The 10,957-nt window shown below is 64.6% G+C and carries 9 protein-coding genes; 3 read left to right on the top strand and 6 right to left on the bottom strand.

Features of this window, described 5'->3' with window-relative positions:
• The first annotated feature begins 24 nt into the window (after positions 1 to 24).
• The 3 genes from F3W81_RS01220 (at position 25) to F3W81_RS01210 (ending at position 5,142) form a co-directional block, all read left to right on the top strand.
• Entirely contained in the window at positions 25 to 1,101 is a 1,077-nt protein-coding gene (locus F3W81_RS01220) for a GGDEF domain-containing protein (RefSeq protein WP_193081814.1), read from the top strand.
• 246 nt (positions 1,102 to 1,347) lie between these two features.
• Entirely contained in the window at positions 1,348 to 2,496 is a 1,149-nt protein-coding gene (locus tag F3W81_RS01215) for a GGDEF domain-containing protein (protein ID WP_193081811.1), read from the top strand.
• A gap of 213 nt (positions 2,497 to 2,709) precedes the next feature.
• Positions 2,710 to 5,142 carry a membrane-bound PQQ-dependent dehydrogenase, glucose/quinate/shikimate family gene (locus F3W81_RS01210; protein WP_193081810.1) on the top strand — a complete coding sequence of 811 codons (2,433 nt, stop codon included), beginning with the start codon at positions 2,710 to 2,712 and terminating at the stop codon, positions 5,140 to 5,142.
• A gap of 74 nt (positions 5,143 to 5,216) precedes the next feature.
• On the opposite strand, the gene F3W81_RS01205 is transcribed toward F3W81_RS01210, so the two are convergent.
• From F3W81_RS01205 to F3W81_RS01180, 6 genes are all read right to left on the bottom strand, one after another.
• Positions 5,217 to 5,963 carry an ABC transporter ATP-binding protein gene (locus tag F3W81_RS01205; protein WP_193081808.1) on the bottom strand — a complete coding sequence of 249 codons (747 nt, stop codon included), beginning with the start codon at positions 5,961 to 5,963 and terminating at the stop codon, positions 5,217 to 5,219.
• Positions 5,960 to 6,985, bottom strand: coding sequence for an ABC transporter substrate-binding protein (locus tag F3W81_RS01200; RefSeq protein ID WP_193081806.1), 1,026 nt, complete (start codon positions 6,983 to 6,985; stop codon positions 5,960 to 5,962). Before F3W81_RS01200 ends, F3W81_RS01205 begins: the two co-directional genes overlap by 4 nt.
• A gap of 24 nt (positions 6,986 to 7,009) precedes the next feature.
• The gene (locus F3W81_RS01195) at positions 7,010 to 7,873 is read right to left on the bottom strand and encodes an ABC transporter permease (protein WP_226941792.1); all 864 of its coding nucleotides are present in this window, start codon (positions 7,871 to 7,873) and stop codon (positions 7,010 to 7,012) included.
• Positions 7,874 to 7,979: 106 nt separating this feature from the next.
• Entirely contained in the window at positions 7,980 to 9,224 is a 1,245-nt protein-coding gene (locus tag F3W81_RS01190; RefSeq protein ID WP_193081802.1) for a phosphopentomutase, read from the bottom strand.
• Entirely contained in the window at positions 9,217 to 9,960 is a 744-nt protein-coding gene (locus tag F3W81_RS01185) for an ABC transporter permease (RefSeq protein WP_193081800.1), read from the bottom strand. Before F3W81_RS01185 ends, F3W81_RS01190 begins: the two co-directional genes overlap by 8 nt.
• Before the next feature lie 3 nt (positions 9,961 to 9,963).
• Positions 9,964 to 10,953 carry an ABC transporter substrate-binding protein gene (locus tag F3W81_RS01180; RefSeq protein ID WP_193081799.1) on the bottom strand — a complete coding sequence of 330 codons (990 nt, stop codon included), beginning with the start codon at positions 10,951 to 10,953 and terminating at the stop codon, positions 9,964 to 9,966.
• Between the last annotated feature and the right edge of the window lie 4 nt (positions 10,954 to 10,957).

The raw sequence follows: 10,957 nt of genomic DNA, 5'->3' as shown, positions 1-10,957 counted from the left end.
GTGTTGCTCCGAAGGAGAAGGTCTATGCAAAGTGCACTCTTGGTGGTCCAGGGACTTGGCCTTCTGGCACTTCTGACCATTGCCTTCAGCGTCGTGCATGGGATGAGCTGGCGGCGCGAGGTACGCCATGCCGTGCTGGGCGTTTGCTTCGGGGTGGGTGCCGTAATGGCGATGATGCAGCCGATCACGGTGGCGTCGGGTGTCATCGTCGACACTCGCAATCTGTTCATCGGCTTTGCCGGTGCCTTTATCGGGCCGATCGGCGCGGTCTTTGCCCTGATCGTCGGCGCCACAGCGCGCATTGTCATCGGCGGCTCTGGGCTGGCGTTGGGACTGACCTCGATGGTCATGGTCAGCGTGATCGGGACGCTCTGGGGCCTGAACCGGCTACGTCCTCCGGTGATGACGCCACTGTTGTGCGTTTTCATGGGGCTGAGCTTTTCGCTGACGCTGCTGCTCGGGCTGGCGGTGCTGCGCGGTCCGGCCTTGCAGAACTATCTGCCGATCATCCCGTTCATCCTGCTGTTCAATATCGGTGGCTCTGTCATTTTCGGGCTGCTGTTCGAGCGCGAGCGGCGCAGTGCACGGCGTGAACGCCAGCTGCAAAAGGACGCGCAGCTGGACCCGCTGACCGCCGCCTATAACCGGCGTGGCCTCGACAAGCTCTATTCCGATGTCATGTATATGGACGAGCATTTCGGCCGGGGTCTGCTGCTGATTGACCTCGACCACTTCAAGAAGGTCAACGACACCTGCGGCCATGCCTTCGGCGACGAGGTGCTGCGCGCCGCCACCAAGGCGATCCAGTCTTCGGTGCGCGCCGGGGATGTCGTGGCCCGGATCGGGGGCGAGGAATTCGTCGTGCTTTTGCCCGACCTCACCAAGGACGCCGCGCGCCGGATTGGCGAGCGCATCCGCACTGCGATCAACACCGCTGCCGGAGTGGAGGGCATCACCATCACCGCCAGCGTCGGGGCCTCCTTCTGGGAGCATGGCGGCAGGTCGCTGGAAGCGGCGTTGAAAGCGGCCGATGGCTCCATGTACGAAGCCAAGCGTCAGGGGCGGGACCGGATGGTCTTTCCCGACACCGAGCCGCGCTAGGCGCAGGTCGCGCCCACTCCGCGCCCGGATTTTCTCAACGCGCGTTTTTGTCGCGTTGTGATGCGCGGTTCAGCGTCGTGCGGCCCTAGCCGCCTGCCCGCACCGTTTCACGCTTTTCTTCGAATCCTATGATGTTCACAGTTTCACTGTAACCTGAGCGGGCGGGCTGTGCGCCAGCCTGACGGGGCGTGTCTTCGAGGCCCCGACTTCAAAGAGTGTCCCTGTTAGAGGTTGGATCGGCAGAGCATGAACCTTGATATCACGTCTGACCGACAGCTGGCGCAGCGCCTGACGATTGGCTACACCGCCGGTCTGTTCCTGATCGCGCTCCTGTCGATTTCGGTGCATTTTCTGCTGGATTCGGTGATTGCGCAGCAACGCGACTTTGGCACGGTGGTGAATATCGCCGGGCGCCAACGCATGCTGAGCCAGCGCATCGCCCTGCTGGCACAAGACGCGACCGGCGCGGGGGACGAGGATCAGGCGTTGCTGGAAAGCGCCATCAATCTGATGGAACGCTCCGAGAATGCCATCGTGCGCGGCGGAGATCTGAAAATCCGCCATCAGCTGTCGGATCTGGCGCATGCCTATTACTTTACCGGCCCTGACGCGCTGGATCCTCAGGTGCGGCTCTATCTGGCTGGCGCGCGGGCGTTCCTGAAGACCGCGCCGGACAGCGCTGAGCGGGCCGCCGCACGCCGCGCGTTGCAGGACAAGGCGCGTTCGGGTCTGTTGCCCGCGCTGGACGGTGCCGTCACCATCTTCGAGCAGGAGGCCAACGCCCGCGTCGACGGGCTGCGCCGCGCCCAGATGACGGTTCTGTTGATCCTGCTCTGCGCCGTCGCGCTGGAGGCCTTGTTCATCTTTCGCCCGATGGTGCGTCTGGTCAGCCGCTACACGCGCAACCTCTATGAAATGGCGACGCTGGATGGTCTCACGGGCCTGTCGAACCGCCGCCACTTCATGGAGAATGCCGACCGGCTGTTCAGGATCTCAAAGCGCAGCGATGTTGCTCTGGCGGCGATGATCCTCGACCTCGACCATTTCAAGCAGATCAACGATGTGCATGGCCATCAGGCCGGGGATGACGTGCTGAAGTTCTTTTCGGCCCAGATCCGCGGCGTGCTGCGCAGCAGCGATCTGTGTGGGCGCACCGGCGGAGAGGAATTTGCCATTCTCGTGCCCAGCGTCACGCAGGAGATGGCGAAGGAGATCGCTGAGCGGATCCGGGTCGCGACCGCCACGGTGCGGGACGACGGGCTGCCAGAGGTCACGGTCAGCATCGGCATCGCCATGCTGGGCGACAGGGACAAGGCGCTGGACGATCTGCTGGGACGCGCCGACACCGCGCTGTATCGCGCCAAGGGCGAGGGGCGCAATCGCATCGCCCTCTGACGTTGATCGCCCCGTCCGGGATCGCCTGTTTCGTGACGGATCGCGGACCCAGCCATACCGGGCACGCATAACCGTCATGAAAACATGCTGGGTAACTGTCATGTCCGTGGTAGCAAGAGTATACGCGCACGTAAGGGCGCCAGCGCTGCTTGTGCTTCAGAGCCTCTTTCGCCGGACCGCCCCTTTCCTTTGTAAACAATGGAGTAATCCGGAATGTTAGCACAGTTTGGCGGTATTTTATCCGCACTGCTGGGGGCCGCAATCCTCTACTACGGGGGGCAGCTTGCCCTCGCGGGGGGCAGCCCCTTCTATGTCGTCATGGCGCTTGGTCTGCTGATCGCAGGTCTGCAATTGATGCGTCGCCGTCAGAGCGGTCTCTGGATCTACGCCCTGACGCTGGTCGTGTCCTTTGGCTGGACCCTCTACGAAGTCGGCTTTGACAAGTGGCAGTGGATCCCGCGCGGGGCGCTGATCATCTTCCTTGGCCTGCTGCTTTGCCTGCCGCCGGTCGTCAAAGGCCTGCGCGATCTGCCCGCCCGCACCTGGAAACCTTCGTTCGGCAGTGGCCCCTTCGTGCTGCGCGCCGTTGTCGCGGTGATCGTGGTTCTGGGCGCCGTGTCCTGGTTCATTGATCCGGTGGTGAAAAGCGGCACTCTGGTTGCGGCCACGGATGCCGGCAATCCCGACGTCGATCCCAGTGGCGTGGCCTACCCCGCCGATGACTGGGTCGCGTATGGTGGCACCAACCTCGGCCAGCGCTATTCGGCTCTGAAGGACATCAACACCGACAACGTGTCGGGGCTGAAGGTCGCCTGGGAACACCACACCGGCGACCTGCGTGTCGCGGATGAGGATTCCGGCGAATATACCTTCGAGGCGACACCGATCAAGGTGAACGACCTGCTGTACTTCTGCACGCCGCACAACATCATTCAGGCGCTGAACCCCGAGACCGGTGAGCTGGTCTGGTCGTTCAACCCGCAGATGGAACGCGACCCGCAGTACCAGCACCAGACCTGCCGCGGCGTCTCCTACAGCGACAGCTCGGCCTATACTGCGCCTGCGGACACCGATCCGGCCAAGGCGCAGCGTACTGCCGATGCCGTGGCTGAATGCCCGCGTCGCATCGTTGCCTCTTCGGTCGATGCGCGTCTGTATACCGTCAACGCCGACACGGGCGAGCTTTGCACCAGCTTTGGCGACAACGGCTATGTCGACCTGAAGGCGCAGATGCCCAACCTTGAGCGCGCCACCTACCAGCAGACCTCGTCGCCGCTGGTGACCAAGGATCTGATCATCCTGGGCAGCGCGATCGCGGATAACTACTACGAGAACAACCCCTCGGGCGTGATCCGTGCCTACGACGTGCGCACCGGCGATATCGTGTGGAAGTTCGACGCCAAGAAGCCGGACGACACCAATCCCCTGCAACCGGGTGAGCTCTACGAGCCGAACTCGGCTGTGGCATGGACCCAGCTGTCGGCTGACGAAGGCCTCGGCATGGTCTATGTGCCCTTCGGCAACGCCTCTCCCGATCAGGTCGGCATCAGCCGTGGCCCGATCGAGCAGGAGATGATCGACTCTCTGGCCGCTCTGGACATCAAGACCGGTCAGATGATCTGGCACTTCCAGACCGCCAAGCACGACCTCTGGGACCGCGACATCCCCTCGCAGCCGGTTCTGCTGAGCCTGCCCAAAGGTGGTGAAGAGGTTCCCGCGATCCTGATCCCGACCAAGATCGGCAACGTCTGGGTTCTGGACCGTCGCACCGGCGAACCGATCCTGCCGGTGAGCGAGATGAAAGTCTCCACCGAGACCGACATTCCCGGCGAAGAGCTGTCGCCGGTGCAACCGATGTCGTCGGTGAACTTCACCCCGGCGCCGCTGACCGAGGCCGATATGTGGGGTGCCACCCCGTTCGACCAGATCCAGTGCCGTCTGGATTATCGTTCGCTGCGCTATGACGGCAACCCGTTCACGCCGCCGACCCTGACCGGTTCGCTGGTCTGGCCGGGCAACATCGGTGTGTTCAACTGGGGCTCTGTCGCTGTTGATCCGGTCAATCACTGGATGGTCGCAACGCCGCAATACCTCGGCTACCGCTACCAGCTGTTCCCGCGTCCCGCGGGCGAGTTCGACAAGCGCATGTTCTCCAAGGGTGGCGCGTCGGGTGAATCCAAGCCGGGCAACGAAAACCTGGGCGGGCCCTATGCCGTGTCGATCAAGCACCTGCGTTCGGGCCTTCAGGCACCGTGTAACGCGCCGCCATGGGGTGTCCGCGTTGGCGTCAACCTGACCGATGGCACGACCGCGTGGAAATACCGCAACGGTACTGTCGCCGGCCAGAAGTTCGCTGGCGTCAAGTTCCCGATCCCGTTCGAGATGGGCATGCTGGCGCATGGTGGTCAGCTGACCACTGCCGGCGGTCTGGCCTTCTCGGGTGCGGCTCTGGATGACACCATCCGTGGCTACGACATGAAGACCGGTGCCGTGCTGTGGCAACATCACCTGCCCGCAGGTGGCCAGGCGACCCCGATGACCTACCGCGACAAGTCCGGTAAACAGTTCATCGTGATCGCAGCTGGCGGCCACGGCTCGCTGGGCACCACGCCCGGTGACTCCGTCATCGCCTACGCGCTCGACTAAGATCTGTTGAGACGACTGAAATGGGAAACGGCGCGCAGGGTTCTGCGCGCCGTTTTTCGTTCAGGGTTGGGGGATCAGGTTGTTGCGGCGGCGCGCAGAGCGTCCGAGATCGTGGCAAGCGTCGGGTAGAAGCCCGCCGCCTTGCGCCTGTCGCTGCCTTGGCCCGGCAGACCCGGCGTGAACTCTTGGCCGATCCGCCCCGGCTGCGCCTGCATCAGCAGGATGCGATCGCCGAGGATCAGCGCCTCGTCGACCGAATGCGTGACGGCGATCAGGGCGCTGCCCTCCTCTGCCGCCTGTTCCAGCACGACGTCCTGCATCTGCTCGCGCGCCAGCGGGTCGAGGTTGGCAAAGGGTTCGTCCAGCAACAACAGCGGCGCTTTCATCGCCAGCGCGCGGGCCAGTGCCAGCCGCTGCCTTTGCCCGCCCGAGAGGTCGTCGGGCCAATCCTCGCCGCGCTCGGCCAGACCCATGCGGGCCAGCAGGTCTGCCACCCGCGCGGCGCGTGCCGTCGCCGGAAGATCAGCAAGCACGATGGCGATATTTTCGCCCACCCGCCGCCAGGGCAGCAGGCGCGGCGACTGGAAGATCACCGCACTTCCCTTGCCGGGTTTGGGGGCCGCGCCCTGCAAGGTGATGTGCCCCTCTTGCACCGGGATCAGCCCGGCGATCAGACGCAGCAAGGTGGTCTTGCCGCAGCCCGAGGGGCCGAGGATCGCCACCCTCTCTCCCCTGTTCAGCGCGAAAGAGACGCCCGCGAGCGCCGCACGGCTGCCGAAACTGTGGCCGAGGCCCGAGAGAGAGAGCAGCGGATCGCTCACCGGGTGACCTTGTCACCAAGGTCCGAGGTGCCGAGTTTCGCCAGAACGGCGTCCATCGGCGCGAAATCGGCCCAATACTCGATCTCGACACGGAAAGGCGTGTCCTCGCCATTTTCGCGCTTGAAGGTCTGCTGGGTGTTGCGGGCGGAAAACAGCAGCTCGTCGAACTGGAAGCCGCCGTTGACCGACCAGCTGTCCTTGTAGGTCACGGCCAGTTCCTCAAGCGTGGCGCGCGTTACATCGGGGCGGGCGGCGGCCATGTCATCGACCCATTTTTCGGGGTGCGCGGCATAGTCACGCGCCGCGAGGGTCAGCGCCTCGAGCACCTTTTCCACGTCATCGCCGCGGGTTTTCAGCGTCTCGGCGCGCACCACGTCGACCTTGCTGACCAGCGGGTTCAGCTCGAAGAAGTCCTTGACCGAGACGAGCACCTTGAACCGCTCATGCTCGGGCATCGCAAGGTAGGTGCCGATCGACATGGTGGTCGCGTCGATCTGACCGGCCAGCAGCGCCTGCGCGCGGGTCGCGGGCGCGCCCAGCGGCACCAGTTTCAACGTATCGACATTGACGCCAAGCGCCTCGAGCACGCGGCTGGAGAGGTCGTGATCCAGGCTGCGCAAGCGGCCGATGCCATAGGCGGTGCCGGGCATCGTCTCAAGCGTCAGATCCTTGCGACCGGCAATCAGGAAGGGGATCGACTTGTCGGTCGAGTGCACGGCGATCATATCCTCGACCCCCTCGCGGTGCAGCGAAATGACACTGTCGAGCGAGATATTGGCCATCTCGCCCTCGCCCGCGCGCAGGGCGGCGACGGCCATCGGCGTCTGGGCTGTGGGGACCAGTTCGACGTCCACGCCTGCCCGGTCGAAATACCCGGCGCTCTTGCTGAGGAACAGCAGGGAATTGGGCACAAGCGGCGCTTCGGTGCTGGTCACGATGATGCGAAAGGGCTCGGCCTGGGCCATGCCGGCCAGCAGCGCGAGGCTGGCACAGAGCGAGAGTTTCTTGAGGAGCGAAAACATGAAAGTCCTTTGTCTTTTGCGCGGCTAATAGGTCAGCCGCTGTCGGGTCGCGGGAGGAGAGAGGCGGCGTTCGATCCAGGTCAGCAGACCTGTCGTCAGCGCGCCGATCACGGAGTAGGTCAGGACGACGGCAAAATAGCTGTCCATCCGGTAACTGTTGCCAAAGCCCTGCAGCAGGGCGCCAAGTCCGGTCATCGCCGTGTAGAGGTCGGCAATCGCCGAGGCGACAAGCCCGGCAATCGCCGCCAGCCGCAGCCCCGCCATGACGGAGGGAAAGGCCGAGGGCGCATAGACGTGGCGCAGACGGGCCAGGGGGGACAGCGCATAGGCCTGCGCCATCTCCAGCAGCTCGGGGTCAGTGCCCTGCAAACCGGCCTGCGTGTTGATCATCACCGGCATGAGGGCGGCCAGAAACACGATCAGGATCTTGGCCTGCCAGTCGAGGCCCAGCAGCAGGATGATCAGCGGCACCAGCGCCACCACCGGCGTCGCCGCCAGACCGTGCAGATAGGGCGCGCTGGTGCGTCCCAGCGTGCGGAAACTGCCCAGCAGATAGCCCAGCGGAATCCCGATCAGCGCCGCCAGCCCCAGCCCGCCGTAATAGACCGACAGCGTCGACCACAGTGCGATGGGAAAGTTGCGCCGGTCGTCCATCAGCAGCAGGAAGAAGGCGCGAACCGTCAGATACGGCCCGGCCACAAAGCCCGCAGGCGCCAGACCGGCCAGCAGGGACCACAGCCAGAGCAGCGCCGGGATCAGCGCCAGACGCAGCCAGACATAGAGCGGGATGCGCCCGACCCAGGCAAGGTCCGCTGAGGCAACACGCGCCTCATGGCGCAGCCGGGCGCGCCACGCGGGCCTTTGGTCTGTCTCGGATTTGCGTGTCATCGTGCGATATATACCCGCCACGGAGGTACGCCTAGGGTACCGCCAAGTTCTGGCTCCGCGCTTAACAGCAATGAAAAACGACGTGAAGGCTTTGGCGGGCGAATACTCAGACTGCGCTGCTTATCGCGTGCGGGGTGGGCGATAAATCCTCGCTCAGCCCCAGATGGGCGGCGGCGAGGTCGGCGGCAGCGGTGAAGGGCAGCACGCCTTGCGGCGCCGTCCTCGCCCCGACCAGCAGCAGGGGCACGCGTTCGCGGGTGTGATCGGTGCCGGGCCAGGAGGGATCGTTGCCGTGATCAGCGGTCAGCATCAGCAGATCGCCGGGGCGCAGGGCCGCCAGCAGCGCGGGCAGGCGCGCGTCAAAACGCTCCAGCGCGGCGGCGTAGCCGGGGATGTCGCGGCGGTGGCCATAGAGGCTGTCGAACTCGACAAAATTGGCAAAGACCAGATCGCCGGGGGTGGCGGTTTCAACCGTCTCGAGCAGGCAATCAAACAGGGCCATGTCATCGGCGCCCTTCAGCACATGGGTGATGCCGCGCCCGGCGAAGATGTCAGCGATCTTGCCGATGCCATGTACCCGGCCTCCAGCGGCCTCAACCCGGTCGCAGAGGGTCAGACGGGACGGCGCAATCGCGAGGTCGTGGCGGTTGGCGGTGCGGGTAAAGCCGCCCTCAGCGTCGCCGACAAAGGGGCGCGCGATAATGCGGCCGACATTCATCGGGTGAAAGATCTCGGCCGCCGCCGCGCAGAGGCTCAGCAGGCGTTCCAGACCGAAGCTCTCTTCATGCGCGGCGATCTGCACCACGCTGTCGGCAGAGGTATAAAGGATCGGCTGGCCGCTGCGCATATGCTCAGCCCCGAAGCGCGCCAGCAGGTCCGAGCCGGAGCCGTGGCAGTTCGCCAGGGTGCCGCTCAGCCCGCCCGCGGCGCACAGGCGTTGCCGTGCCTCCTCGGGAAAGGCGGGAATGGTGCGCGGGAAATAATGCCAGTCGGTTGTCAGGCGCAGGCCCGCAAGCTCCCAGTGGCCGGTCTGGGTGTCCTTGCCCGCCGAGGCGGATTGCAGAACGGCCCAGCGCGCTTGCGCATTGGCCCCGGCGGCCCCCGGAAACCCTGCCCCACTGGCGCAGCGCAGCGCCGCGTTCAGGCCAAGGCCGCACAGCACCGGCAGATGCAGCGGACCTGTGCGCCCGCGCTGGTCGCAGGCCCCCGCCGCGCAGGCCTCGGCGATATGCAGCAGGGTGTTCGCGCCGGTGTCGGGATGCGCGTCGTTGAAGAAGCCGCCCGCGTCCGGTGCCCCGCCGATGCCAACGGAATCCAGCACGCAGAGAAAGACGCGGGGCGAGTCAGACATCCGAGAACCGCGACTCCATGCGGCGGCGCAGGGCCTCGAACACCTCGTAGAACAGCCAGCCCATCAGCGACAGCACCAGCACGATGCCGATGACAGAAGCGGTATCGGCGTTCTCCTGCCCCGCCGACAGCAGATAGCCGAGGCCCTTGTTGGCGCCCATCAGCTCTCCGATCACCGCCGCCGTCATGGCCAGCGTCGTGGCCACGGTGGCCCCGGCAAAGACGGTCGGCAGGGCGGCCGGCAGCTCGATATGCACGAACCGCTGCCAGGGGCTGAGCTTCAGCACCTGCGCCAGATCAAGGTAGCTCTTGTTGACGAAGCGCAGCCCCGAGACCATGCCGGTCATCACCGGAAAGAACGTCACGATGGCGATCAGCACGATCTTGGGCGCCGGCCCCAACCCGAGCCACAGCAGAAGCAGCGGCGCGATGGCGATTTTCGGGGCCGTCTGCAGCAGCAGGATCAGCGGAGTTGCGAGCCGTTCCGTGATCGGCAGGCGGACGAAGACGACAGCCGTCATCACCCCCGCCAGCAGCCCGACAAGGAAGCCCCAGAAGATCTCGATCAGGGTGACCTGAACATGGCCCATCAACCCGGCATTGGCGTTCAGGAACGCCAGCCGCGACAGGACCGTCAAAGGCCCGGGCAAGAGATACTCCGGCACATCAAAGAGCAGCACACCACCGCCCCAAAGGACGGTGATGAGAAGAAGGCCCGCAAGTCCGCGTTTCAACATGGCTTATTTGCCGATGTCGGAGGGATCGACCACGAAATCGGTGGCTTTGGGGGCCACGTCGATGACGCCGTATTCCTTCAGCGTATCGGCATTGGCCTGCCATGCATCCATATCCGCCGCGCCGAGGCCTTTTTCCTTGGTCAGATCACTCTGCCAGACCGAGGCGACGAAGCTGTTCTCGAACGCGGTGGTCAGCAGGGCTTTCTGGTCGATCCAGGTGGGGGTGTATTTCTCGAACGAGATGTCCAGCGCATCGGCGACATGGCCGTCGATCACCCACTCATAAGACGCGGTGACGGCGTTGGTGAAGCGCTTGACCAGATCGGGATCGCTGGCCAGCAGCTTGTCCGAGGTGACGACGACATTGCCGAAGGAGGGCAGGAAGTCGTTCGACAGGATCATCGTGACCGGAACGCCTGCGCCTTCAAGGTTGTACTTGCGCAGTTCCGAAAACACGATCGCATCGACCTGATCGCTTTGCAGCGCCTGCACGATGGCCCCGGTCGACACGACCTCCAGCTTGATGTCATCAAGGGTCAGACCGGCTTTCTTCAGGCCGACCTGCAGTTGCAGATAGTTCGGGCTGCCGAGCGAGGAGACGGCGACGGTCTTGCCCTTCAGATCGGCATAGGTTTCGATGCCACTGTCGGCTTTGGCCAGAAGCGCGCCGATGCCGCGCTGATAGGTGGTGTGCACGACCTTGACCGGCAGGCCGTTGGCGACAGCCGCAACAACCGCATCCCCGTTGGGAAAGCCGAACTGGACGTTGCCGGCAGCGATGTTGGTCAGGATGTCGGATGCCCCGGCATAGATGAACTCAACCTCGATATCCTGATCGGCGAAGAAGCCCTGCTCGACACCGGCATAGAGCGGTGCATAGAACGGCACGGCCGCGCCGTCGATCTGCATGGTCACTTTGTCGGTGGCAAAGGCGGCGGGGGCAGCGGCCAGCAGAGCCAGCGCGGCGACGGTTCCTTTGAAAACGTTGGACATTGGA

The sequence above is a fragment of the Pseudooceanicola spongiae genome (assembly GCF_014899185.1).
Lineage (GTDB): Bacteria > Pseudomonadota > Alphaproteobacteria > Rhodobacterales > Rhodobacteraceae > Pseudooceanicola > Pseudooceanicola spongiae.
This window is presented reverse-complemented; position numbering and strand designations above follow the sequence as displayed.

What these genes read in the sequence shown, in the direction of transcription:
- F3W81_RS01210 (WP_193081810.1), top strand. Translation starts at nt 2,710, where the DNA reads ATGTTAGCACAGTTTGGCGGTATTTTATCCGCACTGCTGGGGGCCGCA.
- F3W81_RS01185 (WP_193081800.1), bottom strand. Translation starts at nt 9,960, where the DNA reads ATGTTGAAACGCGGACTTGCGGGCCTTCTTCTCATCACCGTCCTTTGG.
- F3W81_RS01220 (WP_193081814.1), top strand. Translation starts at nt 25, where the DNA reads ATGCAAAGTGCACTCTTGGTGGTCCAGGGACTTGGCCTTCTGGCACTT.
- F3W81_RS01190 (WP_193081802.1), bottom strand. Translation starts at nt 9,224, where the DNA reads ATGTCTGACTCGCCCCGCGTCTTTCTCTGCGTGCTGGATTCCGTTGGC.
- F3W81_RS01200 (WP_193081806.1), bottom strand. Translation starts at nt 6,985, where the DNA reads ATGTTTTCGCTCCTCAAGAAACTCTCGCTCTGTGCCAGCCTCGCGCTG.
- F3W81_RS01195 (WP_226941792.1), bottom strand. Translation starts at nt 7,873, where the DNA reads ATGACACGCAAATCCGAGACAGACCAAAGGCCCGCGTGGCGCGCCCGG.
- F3W81_RS01215 (WP_193081811.1), top strand. Translation starts at nt 1,348, where the DNA reads ATGAACCTTGATATCACGTCTGACCGACAGCTGGCGCAGCGCCTGACG.
- F3W81_RS01180 (WP_193081799.1), bottom strand. Translation starts at nt 10,953, where the DNA reads ATGTCCAACGTTTTCAAAGGAACCGTCGCCGCGCTGGCTCTGCTGGCC.